At 44.7% G+C, this 16,697-nt stretch carries 16 protein-coding genes; 11 read left to right on the top strand and 5 right to left on the bottom strand.

The window, feature by feature from the left end:
- The first annotated feature begins 182 nt into the window (after positions 1 to 182).
- The 4 genes from L4D12_RS09595 to L4D12_RS09580 all read left to right on the top strand — a co-directional run bounded on the left by L4D12_RS09595 (position 183) and on the right by L4D12_RS09580 (position 2,955).
- On the top strand, positions 183 to 770 hold the full coding sequence (locus L4D12_RS09595; protein ID WP_428447682.1) for a phasin-related domain-containing protein: 588 nt from the start codon (positions 183 to 185) through the stop codon (positions 768 to 770).
- A 113-nt stretch (positions 771 to 883) separates the two neighbouring features.
- Complete coding sequence (locus L4D12_RS09590; protein WP_428447611.1) at positions 884 to 1,243, top strand: phasin family protein; 360 nt, start codon at positions 884 to 886, stop codon at positions 1,241 to 1,243.
- A 314-nt stretch (positions 1,244 to 1,557) separates the two neighbouring features.
- The gene (locus tag L4D12_RS09585) at positions 1,558 to 2,496 is read left to right on the top strand and encodes an alpha/beta hydrolase (RefSeq protein WP_428447610.1); all 939 of its coding nucleotides are present in this window, start codon (positions 1,558 to 1,560) and stop codon (positions 2,494 to 2,496) included.
- A 96-nt stretch (positions 2,497 to 2,592) separates the two neighbouring features.
- Complete coding sequence (locus L4D12_RS09580) at positions 2,593 to 2,955, top strand: MmcQ/YjbR family DNA-binding protein (RefSeq protein ID WP_428447609.1); 363 nt, start codon at positions 2,593 to 2,595, stop codon at positions 2,953 to 2,955.
- Positions 2,956 to 3,050: 95 nt separating this feature from the next.
- Here L4D12_RS09580 and L4D12_RS09575 read toward each other — a convergent pair whose 3' ends face one another.
- The 5 genes from L4D12_RS09575 to fdhD all read right to left on the bottom strand — a co-directional run bounded on the left by L4D12_RS09575 (position 3,051) and on the right by fdhD (position 8,524).
- Positions 3,051 to 3,683, bottom strand: coding sequence for a TetR/AcrR family transcriptional regulator (locus L4D12_RS09575; RefSeq protein ID WP_428447608.1), 633 nt, complete (start codon positions 3,681 to 3,683; stop codon positions 3,051 to 3,053).
- 93 nt (positions 3,684 to 3,776) lie between these two features.
- Positions 3,777 to 4,295: a DUF2505 domain-containing protein gene (locus L4D12_RS09570; RefSeq protein ID WP_428447607.1), complete on the bottom strand. Its 519-nt coding sequence runs from the start codon at positions 4,293 to 4,295 to the stop codon at positions 3,777 to 3,779.
- Positions 4,296 to 4,307: 12 nt separating this feature from the next.
- Positions 4,308 to 6,293 carry an SDR family oxidoreductase gene (locus L4D12_RS09565; RefSeq protein ID WP_428447606.1) on the bottom strand — a complete coding sequence of 662 codons (1,986 nt, stop codon included), beginning with the start codon at positions 6,291 to 6,293 and terminating at the stop codon, positions 4,308 to 4,310.
- A gap of 432 nt (positions 6,294 to 6,725) precedes the next feature.
- Positions 6,726 to 7,640 (bottom strand): substrate-binding domain-containing protein, encoded by a 915-nt coding sequence (locus tag L4D12_RS09560; protein ID WP_428447605.1) that lies wholly within the window; start codon positions 7,638 to 7,640, stop codon positions 6,726 to 6,728.
- Positions 7,640 to 8,524 (bottom strand): formate dehydrogenase accessory sulfurtransferase FdhD, encoded by an 885-nt coding sequence (fdhD, locus tag L4D12_RS09555; RefSeq protein ID WP_428447604.1) that lies wholly within the window; start codon positions 8,522 to 8,524, stop codon positions 7,640 to 7,642. Before fdhD ends, L4D12_RS09560 begins: the two co-directional genes overlap by 1 nt.
- A gap of 386 nt (positions 8,525 to 8,910) precedes the next feature.
- Between fdhD and L4D12_RS09550 the strand changes: the two genes are divergently transcribed.
- The 7 genes from L4D12_RS09550 to fdh3B all read left to right on the top strand — a co-directional run bounded on the left by L4D12_RS09550 (position 8,911) and on the right by fdh3B (position 16,588).
- Positions 8,911 to 9,390 (top strand): DUF3305 domain-containing protein, encoded by a 480-nt coding sequence (locus L4D12_RS09550; RefSeq protein ID WP_428447603.1) that lies wholly within the window; start codon positions 8,911 to 8,913, stop codon positions 9,388 to 9,390.
- Positions 9,380 to 10,153, top strand: coding sequence for a DUF3306 domain-containing protein (locus tag L4D12_RS09545; protein WP_428447602.1), 774 nt, complete (start codon positions 9,380 to 9,382; stop codon positions 10,151 to 10,153). The genes L4D12_RS09550 and L4D12_RS09545 overlap by 11 nt, the downstream gene beginning before the upstream one ends.
- A gap of 267 nt (positions 10,154 to 10,420) precedes the next feature.
- On the top strand, positions 10,421 to 12,103 hold the full coding sequence (locus L4D12_RS09540) for a 4Fe-4S dicluster domain-containing protein (RefSeq protein ID WP_428447601.1): 1,683 nt from the start codon (positions 10,421 to 10,423) through the stop codon (positions 12,101 to 12,103).
- A gap of 10 nt (positions 12,104 to 12,113) precedes the next feature.
- Complete coding sequence (locus L4D12_RS09535) at positions 12,114 to 12,713, top strand: TorD/DmsD family molecular chaperone (RefSeq protein WP_428447681.1); 600 nt, start codon at positions 12,114 to 12,116, stop codon at positions 12,711 to 12,713.
- Positions 12,714 to 12,886: 173 nt separating this feature from the next.
- Positions 12,887 to 13,087, top strand: a complete 201-nt coding sequence (locus L4D12_RS09530) for a twin-arginine translocation signal domain-containing protein (RefSeq protein ID WP_428447600.1) — start codon at positions 12,887 to 12,889, stop codon at positions 13,085 to 13,087.
- 13 nt (positions 13,088 to 13,100) lie between these two features.
- The gene (locus L4D12_RS09525) at positions 13,101 to 15,959 is read left to right on the top strand and encodes a formate dehydrogenase subunit alpha (RefSeq protein WP_428447599.1); all 2,859 of its coding nucleotides are present in this window, start codon (positions 13,101 to 13,103) and stop codon (positions 15,957 to 15,959) included.
- An 11-nt stretch (positions 15,960 to 15,970) separates the two neighbouring features.
- Positions 15,971 to 16,588 (top strand): formate dehydrogenase FDH3 subunit beta, encoded by a 618-nt coding sequence (fdh3B, locus tag L4D12_RS09520; protein WP_428447598.1) that lies wholly within the window; start codon positions 15,971 to 15,973, stop codon positions 16,586 to 16,588.
- Positions 16,589 to 16,697: the final 109 nt, after the last annotated feature.

The following is a 16,697-nucleotide window of genomic DNA, read 5'->3' as shown; positions in this document are numbered from 1 at the left end:
GTACTTTCCCATATTATCCCCTTGCTCGACTGCAACCTGTATCATCCCCTTTCAATTTAAAACATGCTTAGCTAAAGGATTGTTTTAGGGAGAACATTCTAATTGAAATTCGTAAATTACCTATAAGCAGTCAGGCAATTACCCACTGACTGGCATTTTGCAAAAGTATGGAGGGGACATTGATGGGAATTTTAAAACAGACTGCAAATGAATCTAAAAAAGAACAGATTCGTGATGCAATGGTTTACAACATTTGGTTGGCAGGCCTTGGTGCTTATGCCAAGAGTGCAGAAGAAGTCAATCAGCTCTCAGGAAAGGGAAAAAGCCTGTTTGATGAATTGATTGAGCGCGGGCGCGCGGTGGAATCAAAAACCAAAGAACGCGTTCATACCGCACGTAGTCAGACATCTGTTGCTATTGAGGAGCGCATGCACGGCATGGTGCAGAAGCTCATCGGAATTGATAATGAGCGTTTAGATCGTGTTGATGACAAGATCGATCAATTAACCGCCAATATTGAAGCTTTACTTGAGCGTCAGCAAGCAGATAAAAAGCCGGCACGAAAGCGAGCAGTGACGAAAGCAGCAGATGTGGCGGATCCTGTCAGTAAAAAAAATAGTGTCGCGCGGCGTAAAACGGTAAAAGCGGCACAACCTGTTGTTGATGTTCAACCTCAAGCAGAAAAAAAAGAGGCTGAATCGGCAGTAAAACCTCAGGTCGTAGCAGCGAAACCTGTTACTGAAACACCGAAAGTATCAGAAACAAATTAATTTGGTAATAGGACCGTGGATAGCAGGAAGCAGCAGTGGTTAAGTCATAGTCGTTGAATGTGGCTGCGTATCCGTGACGTTAGTTAAGCATAGTGACGTAAGGGGATAATATTATGAGTAATAGTACAGTTGTAAAAGCGGCTAAAAATGTCGTAGAAAGCGGTGAAGGTGTTGCGCGCAACATTTGGTTGGCTGGGCTTGGTTTATATAGCCGTAGTTTGGAAGAAGCGCAACAAATCAATGAAAAATCAAACCAAGTGTTTGATGAACTCGTGGAGCGCGGAAAAGAAGTCGAAATCCAAGCAAAAGAGTGTATTGGGAAAAATGCTGAAAAAGCGACTGATGAAGTTGAAGCAGGAATGAATGACTTGTTCTATCGCCTCAGCGGTGTTGATCGCGAAAAGCTAGAGCGTATGGATGAAAAAATTGACAAGCTAACGGTAGCTGTCGAGAAATTGGCAGAAGCAGAGTAACTGCCAGTCCAGAGCCACATTCTAAGCCAGCCAGATCATAAGTGGCTTTGGTGGCTTAGCTGCCTAACCCAGTCTGCAGGTAGCTTTGCCTTTAGGTTGCGCATGGGCCATGCATGCGCAACCATTTTACGTTCTGTTGATGTACGTGGTGAAACAGTATTAAAAGAAGGATAGCAGAGCCTTATTGTGTTGGAATGTTGACAGCCATGGTGGCAATGGACGTAAATTAATTACATATGAATCACTAATAGCTATTGACCAAACCCATCACTTGATTCTAAGTTTGTAAATGAATTGTAATAAAGGTGGAGTTTATGGACAGTTGGCGTAATAGGGCTTTCAATAAGGTTTTATTCCGAATAATGCGACAGCGTCTGGCGAATTGTAATTCGACAGAAGAGATGCGTAATCTGATTTTATCGATAGATAACTATGGCACTTTTATTGCTGCACCTAAAGGGATGAATGCGACACCTGTCAGTTTTTCAGGTGTACCTTGTGACTGGGTTGATATGCCAAATAGCAGTGGCAATAAAATCATCCTCTATTTTCATGGTGGTGGGTTTTGTTTTCATAGCCCTAAAATTCACACTGCTTTTTTAGCGCGTCTAGCCAATAAAACTAATGCTAGAGGGTTAATGGTTAATTATCGGTTAGCACCAGAGCACCCTTATCCTGCGGCTCCTGATGATTGTTTTGCCGTGTATAGCGCCTTACTCGCAAAAGGTTACCAACCGGGTCAAATTTTCTTTGCTGGTGATTCAGCTGGCGGAAACCTCGTATTGACGACGATGCTGAGATTACGGGAGGCATCACTTCCTCAGCCCGCAGGGGCTATTTTGATGTCGCCAGTGTCTGATATGGCAGTAACGGGTGAGTCAGCCTTTAAGAAGTGTAAAGATGATCCCTTCTTTGATTTAAGTACGTTACTTCTTATGCGGAATAACTACATTGGTTCACAAAACCCCTGTAATCCAGATATTTCCCCTTATTATGCAAAGCACCATGACTTACCGCCTGTATTGATCACAGCAGGTACAGAAGAGTTACTCATGGATGATGCGATTAATTTGGCAAAAAGAATGGGTGAAAGTGGAAATGATGTAACCATTCATGTAGTGAAAGGTGTTCCGCATGTCTATCCATTGTTCTATCAACTCAGTGAGGCCAGAGAAGCACTAAAACTCATTTCAGGGTATATCTTGGATAAGTTTCAGCGTGCTAAGACTGATGGTGAAAAGAAAGCGAGTTAATGTCTTGGAACGATTTTGGTAAAAAGATTTTTTTATTATAAGAAACGGTTTAATTTGGAGAAGTTTAGAGACTAAGTATTTCAAGGAAGACCAGCGATGAAGCGAAACGAGTTAGAGTTTTTTGTCAATCAGCTACCCGAAACGGAGAGCAGCTATCCATTCGGTCCTGAAGCGATGGTGTATAAAGTCGCAGGGAAGATGTTTGCGCTTATCGCATTTCATCAGAACGAAGAAAGAGTTACCGTGAAAGGGATGCCTGCGGATAATGAACTGTTAGTCAGCCAATTTAGCGGTATCATGCCGGGTTACCACATGAATAAGCAACACTGGCTGACGGTGTCACTGGAACAGGATGTTAATGCAGGTATGATTTGTGATCTTGTGAAAGGTTCATATCAGCTAGTGGTCAGTAAATTACCCAAGGCTGAGCGTAATCGGCTTATTTTACAGGGGAATTGAATTCAATAACGCGTATACAAGTCAAAATGAAAAACAGCCTCACAATGTCAGTTGTATCGGCTGTTTTGATTGTATTGAGAAATAAACCGTAATGATTAGGTTACCAGTTCTTTCACCAAATCTTTATGGGTAAAGAACGGTGAAGTCGCATTATCTGTCAGGTATGGTTCTACCATCGAGATTAAACGCAGTACTCCAGAACGAACCAATTCAGTTTCGCTATAATGATCGTCGAGTAACGTTTGATAATTAAGCCAGTTGAGGCTTACTAGCAATAAGTTATCAGCTAGCAACGGTAGACTTTCATTGTCACATTTCAACTTGCCGAGAGCCACTAAGTGCTTGAGCATCTCATTACTCAAATGACGAAGTTTTAAGATCAAGGTTCTGATCTTGCGTTTAATTTGAGGATTCTGGCCATTGAGGCTATCCAAATTTCGAAACAGAAAGCGGTAGTGGGTAAACAAGGCCATCGCAGTATGCATAAACGGCCAATAGTCATCGAAATCTTTGACTTTGTTTGCGTATTCATTACTGATGGTGGTCAGCGAGTTTTGCAGTTCAGACACCAACGTTGCAATGATTTCATCTTTACCCCTGAAATGGTAATAAAGATTACCCGGACTTATCCCCATTTCTGTAGCGATAATTAGCGTGCTGACTTGCGCGACACCTTCACGATTAAACAGCTCAAGACTTACCGATAAAATTCTATCTTTGGTTTTCATCGTCCTTTCCTAGCCTGGTCGTTATCAATGGCCAGTAGCCATGTACATCGTTTGACGGAAGCACATCGACTACTGGTGGCATTGAATGGTTGGTTACTGCGTTTCAGCCGCAAGCTGAGGGAGCACTTTACACAGTAAGTGGTATTCATCATCCATCTGATCTTTGATATTCCCACTAATGAAGGACACCAAAGTACTACCAATCAGAGGCACCGATGATTTGACTTCAACCGCAACCCTGTTCGTTGTCGCGATATTGGCTCGATCACTCGGTTCACTAAATACCATTTGGCCGGAAATACTGGCGGGTACTCCCAAAATCTCAACCGACATTTTGCATAACAACTGATTATTTTCCTGCCAGTGCCAAGTCTCAGATTGCTTAATCGTGTTATAGCTCCCGAGCAAGCTTTTGAGCACACCAGGTACATTTGCAGGCATATCACGTTGTGTTTCGACCACGAAGCCGTCTTCGGTCTCTTCCAGTTTATTCACCGTGATCTTTGTACCACCAAGCTGGTGGTACTTGTCGATGATAAGCTGCTCTTCACTGAAATAACGTAGTAAGATATCCAGATCTTCTTTGTAATCATGAATTGCGGTTACTTTCATAAGATGGATTCCTTACATGTGTATTTCACGCATGATGCTAGAAAGTGCAACCGCATCAGCTGTCGGTTTTTTCTTAGCTTCACCGTCTCCACTTTCTTTACCATGGTTAGGATTAAAGCCTGTCGCCATAAGCAGTTCACCCAACTTAGGGTAAGCACCGTGAACAAACGCGGCAAGTAGTCCCAATTTAGTGGTAATACGCTTTGGCTTTTCGATAATGGCTTTAATGATTAAGTCGGCGGCTTCTTCAGGGCTAAGTAGTGGAATACCCCCTTCAACACCACGGTAGTGGTCATCAATCATTCGCGTTTCAACGAGCGGCATATTGATTGTTGTGAAGTTGATCCCTTGGCCACCCAGCTCAATGCTTGCTGTACGAGCGAAGGAGTCCAATGCGGCTTTTGAGGCTGCATAGGCTGAAAACAGCGGTTGGCTGGTTAAGACTGCGACGGATGAAATATTGATGATATGGCCTTCTTCCGCTTCAATCATCTCTGGAAGAGAGCCAAGGATCATTCTCAACGCGCCAAAGTAGTTGATCTGCATTGTTCGCTCATAGTCGTGCAAGCGATCGGTAGCGTTGGCAACAGAGCGGCGAATAGAGCGGCCTGCATTGTTGATCAGAATATCAATCTTGCCATGATCATGCTTAATCTGGTTAAGAACGGCTTGGCTTGGTTCATCTTTGCTGAGATCACACTCATAAATAAACGCCTGACCACCTAAGCGCTCAATTTCATTGCGTGTATGCTGCAGGCGCTCTAGGTCTCGAGCTATCAGCACTAAGCGTGCTTTGGTTTTCGCCAGTTTAATCGCCGTGGTATAACCAATACCGGAAGAGGCACCGGTAATCGCGACGACTTTGTTATTGATACAGCCTTGCAGTGTTTTTTCAACATGCAATTCGGGGTCGAGATTGCGTTCCCAATAATCCCAGATTTTATCTGCGTAATCAGGCAGGCGCGGACATGTGATATTGCTGTCTGCCAGCGCATTTAAGGTGTTTGTGCAATCAAATTGTGTCGGGTAATTAAAGTAACCCATTGCATCTTTAGGGACATCAAGTTCATTACTGATTGCATCAATAAAGCGCTTCAGAACAGGCACTTCGCCCAGTTGTCCCCAAAAATGTGCAGGAACCATGCGGAATACACGCATGTCTAATCGCATCGCCATACGCGGCGCGTGACCCGCTTCGGCAAACATATTAACGATTTCACCAGAGCGATAAGGGTCGGGATCAACAATATGGAAACACTGATTATCCAAGTTGTCTTTATGGGCGATGTGATCGATAGCATCAGCGACATAATCAACGGGTACTAGGTTTAAGCGTCCACCCTCTAGGCCGACAAGCGGTGCCCATTCAGGCAACATACGACGGATTTTCTGAATGATTTTAAAGAAATAATAAGGCCCGTCGATTCTATCGGCTGCACCTGTTTTAGAGTCGCCAATCACCATGCCAGGACGATAAGCACGCCAAGGAATCGTTGCTGTTTCTTGAACCAGTTTTTCAGCATTGTGTTTGGTTGAGAAATAAGCATGATCAAGGCCAGTCGCCTCGTTAAGCATATCTTCTCTGAACCAGCCGCGGTATTGCCCAGCCACGGCAATGGAACTGAAATAGTGGAAGCAACCTGCATTAATACGTTCTGCGAATCTGAGGGTATATTCGGTGCCGTTAAGATTAGCACGCATCATATCTTCTTCATCAGCCGTCAGATCATAAATGGCAGCGAGGTGGAAAAATTGGTCGATTTTTCCTGTGAGTTTCTTAGTATCTTCAGCCGAAATACCAAGATTGGTTTCAGTGATCGACCCTTTGATACAATGAAATTTATTCTTTGGAAGATGGTACTTCTCAATAAGAGCTTGAAGTCTATCTTCAGACAGTTTGTCGTAGGTTAAAAGGTAAATGTCACCAGGGCGCTTTGCCAGCCGTTGTATTAACTGAGAACCGATAAATCCAGTTGCGCCGGTTATGAAATAATTCATGACCACTCCTTACGCGGTATTATATTCACATTCATTTGCAGAGTAATTTACTGGTCTGAGGACCAATGTCTAGTGTGCACTCAGTAGCACAATAGCTCAAAGGGAATACAGCCAAAGTGAGGTATAGCTCATGATTCCATAAAGGAATTGGTCAAATTAGAGTAATTGCTCACAAAACATGTTAAAAAGTTTCACAACTCACATCCGACCAGTGATTAATGTCGCAAATTAAACGTTGCTTACAAATAAGCAACCAAATTGATAGCAATATCAGCTTATTGATTGAGCGAAGTTTTATTTGATTGCATATTTCGGGTGGTGGTATCGGAGGTGAAAACAAAAAAGCTATCAATATGCTTTTAAGGAAGAAGAAGGGTGAATTGTTATCACCCTTGTTGTAGGACGGTTTGTAAAACAAATGTGGGAATTACTTTATTTTGCACTCCAGACCTGAACGGCAGTGCGTGCAAAGTTGTAACCGCCCAGCTGATCCCCTTTAGCCTGGATCTCTGATGAGCTTAAGGCATGAAGTAGCTGTTGTTGTAGCGTCCGAAAGTAAATATTCTTTGGTATGACTAATTCAAAGGCTTCTGTGCATAGTGGGATAAAGCCAAGACCGAACTCTCCAGCGGTACTTTGGCTGGCACAACCGACATCAGCTTGCCCTCGGGCAATACACGACGCCAATTCTCGCTCGCTATTACAGGTGTCTGCTTGGGTAAGCATATCAATCGTGAACGCATGGCCATGTAGCCATTCTCCTAATGCTCGCATACTGCCTGCGCCTTCCTGACGCAGCACCCAGCGCCAACGTTGAGCCAGTAACTCTTGTGGCATGATAGAACGGTTATTGACACAATCTGCGATTTCTTGCGAAACCACCAAACCCTGCTGCCGTTCGAAAGCGTGGATCAGCACCCAGTTCTTGTGGCCAGCATATTGTTGTAGTAATGCAGGGTGACGTAACGCGGCCTCTTCGGCATGCCCCCAATGGATGGCACACATATCAACATGGCCCTTGCTAAGCATTGCAAGGCCCTGACGAGTTCCTGTAGAGGTATAGCCAACCAGCGCAGTACTTCCGAGCTTATTTGCCATGTCACCGACTATCATTTGCAATAGTGGATCATCAGATCCTGCTATTAGCAATCGGTCGTTGAGGGCACCATTATGGCAGGATTCCAGCAGCCACTTATCAAGCATTGCCTTGGGGAATAGCCATTTACCCGTTACTTTTGTTGCGGGTAGTAAGCCTTCATTGGCGAGGGCATAAACTTTCTTTTCATTGAGGTCGAGATACTCTGCAACTTGCTTAGCATTCATAAATTCAGGGAAAGCAGAGTGCATTATGCGTTACCTCGATCTTTAACATCGATGTTGTTCGCATTACTGTTCCGGTGATCAGGATCTTCACCTTTCACATCTAGAATGATGTTTTCAACACCGTTATACACTTGGAAGCGATGACCTTTGGCGCGAGCAACCATGGTAATACCCAGCTTCTTCGCTAATTCGTAGCCCATTTGTGTTGCACCTGACCGCGATAGCAGCACGGGGATCCCCATTTGAGCAACTTTGATCACCATTTCTGATGTTAGGCGACCTGTGGTATAGAAAATTTTGTCTTCGCCCACTTCACCGTTTAGCCACATCTCACCGGCTAGCGTATCAACGGCATTATGGCGACCAACATCTTCGACAAAGGAGAGAATGCTGGTGTCTTTACATACTGCGCAACCGTGTACCGCCCCTGCGGCTCTATAGGTTTCATTATGATGAGTCAGAGCTTCAAGCAAACCATAAAGCTTTGATTGAAGAATGGTTGGCTGAACAAGTGTGACACCGTCTAATTTTTTCATCACATTGCCAAACATCGTGCCTTGCCCACAGCCTGATGTGACCGTTTTCTTTTCTAGCTTCTTTGCAAGGCCGTCTGTATTTTCTTTGGTGATCACTGCCGCTGAATTTGTTTCCCAATCAATAATGAGCGACTCAATGGCCTCAATATCTTCGATAAAACCTTGATTTTTTAGATAGCCGAGTACTAGCGCAGAGGGGCGCTCGCCCAATGTCATCAGTGTGACGATTTCAATCCAGTTGAGATAAACCGTTAACGGGTGTTCACAGGCAATTTCTTTTTCCATCATGTCGCCATATTCATCCATCACCTGTACGGTCATGGTCTGGCTGACGGATGAATTGGTTTTAATGATTTTTGGCAGTTGGCTCATCAACAATTCCTGGTCGTTAGTTTGGTTATTCAGGGGTTAAATAGCATCATTCGCTTGGTGTTCGCGAAATCTCTCAGTCGGTCTACGCTTTTCAGTAATGCATTAATTTTGAATCAATCATTATATAGCGGCCATTAATAGCTGCGATGTACCAGAACGTTAGGCACATTGTAGTAAAACAATCTAAGCAAACATCGTTCCAATTATTCAACACCACGTAAAACACATTATTTTTCGAAAAAAGGGACGAGGGCATCCGCAATGAATCGGCTGTTTAGTGGCCAGTTATTTTATTAATTCTCATGAGTATAAATTGTTGGTCTGATCTTTGCTTTATCTGTTGTAGTCGTGATCATCAACGTTAATGCGATGACTAAGGAGCGAGAGTGCTGGAACAACATAAAGATGAATCAATTTGGCCAATAGCCTTTCGATTGGTATCAGAAGAAAAGCAAGTAGGGCGCTGGACGACATTGTCCTGGTCGATAGAAGACGTCTGTCTCTATGGTGAAGAAGAGAAAGAAACATTGGCGGGTATTGATGATGGCTACTGCCTGCCTTTGGAGTTGCACCTTTATGAACGTACCGATTACCGCTTTAACTTAAGTTCTCGCGAACCGCATTTATTTATTGTTTGTGAGGAAGAAAATGAACAGTTGTCGCCACTTTTGATCACCGCTTCTCAAGGTGTCGCGAGTGGCTACATGGACGGTGATTATCAGGTTCTTCATATTAATACCCCGCTACAGGTACAAGCTTGGATGGAAGCCTTTATCGGACGACATGGTGAGCTTATTGAGCATCGTCGTAAGCGTTGTAAAGATAATCCAAATAAAGATAAGAAAGGACGTTCTAGTGGCCTCTAACTTTTTCCAGCGATGGTCGAGTCGCAAGCTTCAAGCGAAGGAAGAGAAAACCAAGGATGTTGAAGATGTAAACGTGGCGATAGGCCATGAGACTAATCTGGTTAAAGAGACTGTTCTAGAACCGGAAATTTCAAATGCTGCTACCAGTATCCCAGATGAGGCATTTCATTACGGTGCTGATAACGGTGAACGTTCAGAACATTCTGAACAAGATGATAGCAGTGACGCACCTGTTGCTGAAGAATCGGCGCTTACTCTCGATGATGTCGTTAAGGTCACCTTTGATTCAGGCGTGACCTCTTTCATGAAAGAGGGCGTAGAAAAGTCAGTAAAAAAAGCGGCTTTGAGAAAGTTATTTCATTCAGATGAATTCAACTATATCAGTGATATGGATGATCATACGGAAGACTTTTCAAATATCCCTGCATTAAATGCTGATGAAGTTAAAGGACTGCGTAACTGGATTACGGAAGTCGCGGAAAACATTAACGATGCACTTGCAACGACGTCTGAGCCGTTACCGACTGCGGCGGATGGGATTGAATCGGGTGTAGAGATGCCCCAATCACTGACCCATTATTCTGAACAACCCATGATTAGGGCTTTAGAAGGGGATGATCTCGCTGCCGAAGACGATACACCCGATGGAATGGCTGACAATGATGCAAACGGTCAGACAGTTATTGAGCCAACATCTGCTTTTGTCGATTCTGCAGTACAAGAAAATGAGATGGTTCGCCATAATTTCGCGAGCAAAAAATAGCAATTGGGACAAAAAGGGAATGATACCCTTAAAAATTAGCGGGACATTTTGGCGCAACGCGTACTTTCGCGTGAGACAAATTGTCGCTAGCGAGGTGAGTTAACGTGTCGCTTGCAGACCCTAGCTCCTTTTAGGTCATTTTATTCCGTGAAAAGTTGGATCGGTTATTGCTCTTTATATGAGTATGAAGCGTTTTAAGGAAACATACTATAAAACAAAACGCTTCAATCGGCACTGACTAACGGTGACGAGTAGACAGGAATAAGAATGTTAAATAGTACACTAGAAGCACTGACTGAAAGCACCTTTACTGATCGTAATGGTAAGGCAAGACTGGCTGCGGTAAAAGGCACCGTTGAGCTTTCAAACCTCATTCCCCCAACGGTTTCATATGAAAGCCGCGGGAATGTTGTGATCGTAGGTCCTGAAGAAGTGATTACAGCGCTTGCCCCTCAGTTCTCAACGCTAAATTCAGTCACCCTACTTGCGACTGAAAAAGCAGAGACAAGTGTTAAGCATAGCAATCTGTATTACGCGAATAATGTCACAGTAAAAGGTTACCTAGGTGCTTTTGATGTGACATGTGATGCTGGTGGCGTTGATTTGGGCGGATTATTGACGTCGGCCAATCTAGCAAAAGTGGCGATTGGCCGAGATTGTTTCGATTTGGTGGTTGATATGACCGCTGATGGCGTGATCGCTGTTGAAATTCCAGCTCCCGGTTATTACGCCGTTGGTGCGGGTAGAGCGAAATTAGCGGATGTTGTTGAAGCGCTCCCAGAGATGTTGGGTACCTTTGATAAGCCTAAATATTTTCGTCTAAACCCGGATCTTTGTGCGCATTCATCACGCGGTGTTGCAGGTTGTGATCGTTGTGTTGATGCTTGTCCTGCGGGTGCATTGTCAAGTACTGGTCACTCGATTGAGATCAACCCGTATCTTTGTCAAGGTGTTGGTACTTGTGCAACAGCGTGTCCAACAGAAGCCATTAGTTACGCTTTGCCTGATCCAGTGAATACGCAGCATTTTGTTCATCGCTTACTTTCTCGTTATCAGCAAGAGGGGGGAGAGACGCCAACGTTACTGCTTTATGGTAATCGTGATGAAAAATATGTAGCGAAAACGCTTCCTTTACTTCCTGCAACGGTTATTCCTGTTGCATTGGAAGAATTGGCAACAGTTGGAATTGATACTTGGTTTAGTGCGCTGGCTTATGGTGCTCACCAGGTGCTTCTGGCAACCAATACGGCGTATATTCCTGCCACTATCGATCGGGTTCTTCGTAACGAGATCACTATAGCGCAAACATTTCTGACAGATTTAGGTTATGAAGCAGAGCGCATAGCGTTGTTTAATTTTGCTGATGCTGAAACGTTTGTAGGCTTCGAATCGGCGCTTTTAAACATTGATGCGCAAATTGATGGCACTAAGCGTGAAAAATTGTTTGTTGTTTTAGATGCGCTTTATGCCAACGCTTCAGTTAAGCCGGATTTTTCTGACGTAGCTGCAGATGCACCTTATGGTTCAGTTGAATGCCGTACAGAAGATTGCACTTTATGCATGAGTTGTGTGGCGGTTTGTCCAACACGCGCCCTGCATGCAATAGGCGATCGTCCTGGTTTGTTATTGGTTGAACAAGATTGTGTTCAATGCGGTATGTGTGAAAAAGCGTGTCCGGAAAACGTGATTAGTTTGAAACCGGGTCTGACTTGGGATCAAAAAACACGTCAGGAAACACGTACTGTTCATGAAGAGCCTGCCGCATGTTGTACTACTTGTGGTAAAGCATTTGCACCTGCCTCTATGGTTAAAATGTTGACTGAAAAGTTACAAGGTCACTCTCATTTTCAGGGAGAAGCCATTCGACGTTTATCTATGTGTGAAGATTGTCGTGTTCGCGATATTTTCACGTCGATAGTCGATGATCCTGAAAGTCAACTTAAGCTGTAGGAGCGTAATGATGGAACCGCAAATGAATACCCAACAAGAAGAAATGGCATTGCGCGTTGAGATTTACGGCATGCTTGCGCATTTATTGTATCGAGCGCCGGATCAAAATGTTCTTGATTGGTTAGCTGATTTGGATGTTAACGCGACCAATCATGAGACTACAGGCATGGGGGCGGCTTGGCCGGTTCTGAAACTGGCAGCCCAAAAAACCTCAGTTCTTGCTGTGGCTGAAGAGTATCAGGATTTATTTATTGGTATTGGCCGTGGTGAGATCGTGCCTTTTGGTTCTTGGTATCTGACCGGATCGCTAATGGAAATGCCATTGGCGCATCTACGTCGTGATCTGATTCAGTTGGGTTTCCAGCGTGATGAATCGGTGAAAGAGCCTGAGGATCATATTGCTGCATTACTGGAAGTGATGGCGATGCTGGTGGAGGGCGGAGACCTTCATCTACAACGTACATTCTTTAATCGTCACCTTGCCGCATGGATTGAGCAGCTCTGCAGTGATATGAAAACGGCAAAAAGCGCTGTTTTCTATAGTGCGGTGGGTGAGCTTGCAATGCAGTTTTTAGTGATTGAAAAAACACGTTTCGTGGAAGTGAACTAAGATCTTCCTAATTTATTTCAGTGACGGCGTAACGGTAATACGAGTTTGCTAGTTGGTTAATTAACTGATTTGTAAACATTATGTCTTTACAGAAATCGTAGTATAAAAATAGAGCCTTAAAGCGTATGGCGAAAGTCGACAAAATTAGGGCCACGATAAAGGAGCAAGCTTGTATGAGTGAGCAAAACAAACCTAATCAAAGCCGCCGCCAGTTGTTGAAAAACATTGGCTTGAGTGTGGCTGCTGGCGCTGTTGCGGCCGGTGCAACGACGGCGGTACAAGCCAGCGTTACCCAGCCTGAAGAGAAAAAAAATGACAAAACAACAGGCTATCGCGAAACACAGCATGTTCGCGATTACTATGAAACCTTGTAAGGCGGAGCAATAAATGAAACTGACTAAACGTTCCGACAATGTGAGCAAGGACGAAAACCAGCTAGGTATTTCACGTCGTTCCTTTATTCGTAATACATCATTAGCTGCGGCTGGTGGTATTGCTGGTGCTGGCATGTTCGCTCCCGGTGTGATGCGTAAAGCAGAAGCTTTTCCGGAAGCTGATTACAGTGCACCAAAAGTTGTAAAACGTACTATCTGTTCTCACTGTTCGGTGGGCTGTGGTATTTATGCTGAAACCCAAGACGGTGTCTGGACTCACCAGGAACCCGCTTTTGACCACCCTTTTAACGCCGGTGGACACTGTGCTAAAGGCGCTGCTCTTCGTGAGCATGGCCATGGGGCAAAACGCGTAAAATACCCAATGAAGCTGGTTAACGGCAAGTGGCAGAAACTGAGCTGGGAACAAGCGCTGAATGAAGTCAGCGAGCAAGTGCTTAAAATTCGTGAAGAGTCAGGCCCTGACTCTGTGTACTTCCTAGGTTCAGCGAAGCACAACAACGAACAAGCCTATTTGTTCCGTAAAATGGTATCACTTTGGGGTTCAAACAACGTTGACCACCAAGCGCGTATCTGTCACTCAACCACAGTAGCCGGTGTTGCAAACACGTGGGGTTACGGGGCGATGACAAACTCGCTAAATGACATGCATAACTGTAAGTCGATGTTGTTTATTGGTTCAAACCCTGCAGAAGCACACCCAGTTGCGATGCAACACATCCTTATCGCGAAAGAAACAAACAGTTGTAAGATTGTTGTTGTTGACCCGCGTCGTACACGTACTGCGGCAAAAGCGGATCATTATGTATCACTGCGTCCAGGTACAGACGTTGCCTTTGTTTGGGGTGTGCTATACCACATCTTCAATAATGGCTGGGAAGATAAAGAGTTTATCCGTCAACGCGTTTACGGCATGGATGAAGTACGTGCCGAAGTGGCGAAATGGACTCCAGCAGAAGTAGAGCGCGTATCTGGTGTTCCTGAAGGTCAGGTTTACCAGACGGCAAAAATGCTTTCTGAAAACCGTCCGGGTTGTGTTGTCTGGTGTATGGGTGGTACTCAGCATACTACCGGTAATAACAACACACGTGCATACTGTATTCTTGAATTGGCCCTAGGCAACATGGGTAAATCAGGTGGTGGTGCAAACATTTTCCGTGGTCACGATAACGTTCAGGGTGCAACAGACTTTGGCGTATTGTCTGATAATCTGCCTGGCTACTATGGCCTGTCAGAAGGTGCATGGAAACACTGGGCGAAAGTCTGGGATGTAGACTACGAATGGCTACAAGGTCGTTTTGACCAAAACACCTATAACGGCAAAAAACCAATGAACAGCGCAGGTATTCCTGTTTCTCGTTGGGTTGATGGCGTACTGGAAAACAAAGACAAGATTGAACAGCGCGATAATATCCGAGCCATGTTCTACTGGGGTCATGCGGTTAACTCACAAACCCGTGGTCCAGAGATGAAAAAGGCGATGGAAAAGCTGGATATGATGGTTATCGTTGACCCGTACCCAGGTGTTGCTGCAGTTATGAACGGTCGTAAAGACAACGTTTATCTGTTCCCGGCGACTACGCAGTTTGAAACTTATGGCTCTGTAACCGCGACAAACCGCTCAATTCAGTGGCGTGATCAGGTTATTGAACCATTATTTGAAGCGAAGCCTGACCACGAGATCATGTACTTGTTGTCACAGAAGCTTGGCCTTGCAGATCAGCTGTTTAAACACATTAAAGTCGAAAACAATAAACCTGTTATCGAAGACATTACCCGTGAATTTAACAAGGGTATGTGGACAATTGGTTACACAGGTCAAAGCCCTGAGCGTTTGAAAGCGCACCAGCAAAACTGGCACACCTTCAATACGACATCGCTAGAAGCGATTGGTGGCCCAGTAAATGGTGAGACTTATGGTCTGCCATGGCCATGTTGGGGTACACCAGAGATGAAGCACCCTGGTACACATATTCTTTACGATACCTCTAAGACTGTGGCACAGGGTGGCGGTAACTTCCGTGCGCGTTTCGGTGTTGAACATAACGGTGTCAGCCTGCTTGCTGATGACAGCTATTCACTAGGCTGTGAACTGGAAGATGGTTACCCAGAGTTTACCGACAAGATGCTGAAGCAACTGGGTTGGTGGGATGATCTGACGGCTCAAGAGAAAGTGGCTGCTGAAGGTAAGAACTGGAAGACTGACTTGTCTGGTGGTATTCAACGTGTTGCAATTAAGCACGGTTGTATCCCATTCGGTAATGCGAAGGCTCGTACTGTAGTATGGACTTTCCCTGATGCCGTGCCTATTCACCGTGAGCCATTGTACACACCTCGTCGTGACCTATTGCCACAATACCAAACATGGGATGACAGCAAAGCGATGTTCCGCTTACCAACCCTGTATAAGTCAATCCAAGAGAAAGACGTATCAGGTGAGTACCCAATTATTTTGACCTCTGGTCGTCTGGTTGAGTATGAGGGTGGTGGTGAAGAGACTCGTTCTAACCCATGGCTAGCTGAACTTCAACAAGAGATGTTTGTTGAGATTAACCTGAAAGATGCTAACGATCGTGGCATTCGTGATGGCGAGATGGTGTGGGTTGAAGGTGCAGAAAAAGGTCGCATTAAAGTGAAGGCGATGGTTACTCCACGTGTTCGTGAAGGACTTGCATTCCTACCATTCCACTTTGGTGGTTATTTTGAAGGTGAAAACTTGCGTGGCCGTTACCCTGAAGGTTGTGCGCCATATGTTTCTGGTGAAGCAGCTAACACGGCAACCACTTATGGTTATGACCCTGTTACTCAAATGCAAGAAACCAAAGTTACCCTTTGTAATATCACTAAAGCGTAAGGAGTCCATTAATGGCACGTATGAAATTTCTTTGTGACTCTAAGCGTTGTATTGAATGCAATGGTTGTGTGACAGCTTGTAAAAACGCCAACTCAGAAGCAGTTGGTTGGGGTATCCAACGTCGTCGCGTTGTGACATTAAACGATGGTCTACCAGGTGAAACATCGGTTTCTGTTGCTTGTATGCACTGTAGCGATGCGCCTTGTATGGCGGTTTGTCCTGCTGATTGTTTCAGCCAGACTGAAGACGGTATTGTCCAGCATAACAAGGACCTGTGTATCGGTTGTGGTTACTGCTTGTTTGCTTGTCCGTTCGGCGCACCTCAGTTCCCGAAACAGAGCGCATTTGCAGAGCGTGGCAAGATGGATAAGTGCACATACTGTTCAGGTGGTCCGAATACAGAACCTGGTTCTGAGAAGGAGCGCTTGATGTACGGTGCAAACCGTATTGCTGAAGGTAAATTGCCAATGTGTGCATCCATGTGTTCGACTAAGTCACTTCTTGCGGGTGATGCTGAAAAAATCTCTGAGATTTACAGCAAGCGCGTTGTGGCTCGTGGTGCAAAAGATGCGGGTTGGGCAAGTACTGAAGATCTAGCGTATGACGCAAGCAAGGTACGTAAAGCTTAATAATTGAGTGGTTCGGCGTCTTAAGTGTGCTTTTGATGCTGAATTACTTCGTTTGTAGGTAACATTAAATGCCACAACACTAGCTGTGGCATTTCATTAAACTGCTCAG

This window comes from Photobacterium nomapromontoriensis, assembly GCF_050336815.1.
GTDB lineage: Bacteria > Pseudomonadota > Gammaproteobacteria > Enterobacterales > Vibrionaceae > Photobacterium > Photobacterium nomapromontoriensis.
This window is presented reverse-complemented; position numbering and strand designations above follow the sequence as displayed.

Excerpts from the sequence above, each read along its gene's own strand:
- L4D12_RS09530 (WP_428447600.1), top strand. The coding sequence starts at position 12,887 with ATGAGTGAGCAAAACAAACCTAATCAAAGCCGCCGCCAGTTGTTGAAA.
- L4D12_RS09575 (WP_428447608.1), bottom strand. The coding sequence starts at position 3,683 with ATGAAAACCAAAGATAGAATTTTATCGGTAAGTCTTGAGCTGTTTAAT.
- L4D12_RS09525 (WP_428447599.1), top strand. The coding sequence starts at position 13,101 with ATGAAACTGACTAAACGTTCCGACAATGTGAGCAAGGACGAAAACCAG.
- L4D12_RS09560 (WP_428447605.1), bottom strand. The coding sequence starts at position 7,640 with ATGCACTCTGCTTTCCCTGAATTTATGAATGCTAAGCAAGTTGCAGAG.
- L4D12_RS09580 (WP_428447609.1), top strand. The coding sequence starts at position 2,593 with ATGAAGCGAAACGAGTTAGAGTTTTTTGTCAATCAGCTACCCGAAACG.
- L4D12_RS09585 (WP_428447610.1), top strand. The coding sequence starts at position 1,558 with ATGGACAGTTGGCGTAATAGGGCTTTCAATAAGGTTTTATTCCGAATA.
- L4D12_RS09595 (WP_428447682.1), top strand. The coding sequence starts at position 183 with ATGGGAATTTTAAAACAGACTGCAAATGAATCTAAAAAAGAACAGATT.
- L4D12_RS09565 (WP_428447606.1), bottom strand. The coding sequence starts at position 6,293 with ATGAATTATTTCATAACCGGCGCAACTGGATTTATCGGTTCTCAGTTA.
- fdh3B (WP_428447598.1), top strand. The coding sequence starts at position 15,971 with ATGGCACGTATGAAATTTCTTTGTGACTCTAAGCGTTGTATTGAATGC.
- fdhD (WP_428447604.1), bottom strand. The coding sequence starts at position 8,524 with ATGAGCCAACTGCCAAAAATCATTAAAACCAATTCATCCGTCAGCCAG.
- L4D12_RS09570 (WP_428447607.1), bottom strand. The coding sequence starts at position 4,295 with ATGAAAGTAACCGCAATTCATGATTACAAAGAAGATCTGGATATCTTA.
- L4D12_RS09590 (WP_428447611.1), top strand. The coding sequence starts at position 884 with ATGAGTAATAGTACAGTTGTAAAAGCGGCTAAAAATGTCGTAGAAAGC.
- L4D12_RS09535 (WP_428447681.1), top strand. The coding sequence starts at position 12,114 with ATGGAACCGCAAATGAATACCCAACAAGAAGAAATGGCATTGCGCGTT.
- L4D12_RS09540 (WP_428447601.1), top strand. The coding sequence starts at position 10,421 with ATGTTAAATAGTACACTAGAAGCACTGACTGAAAGCACCTTTACTGAT.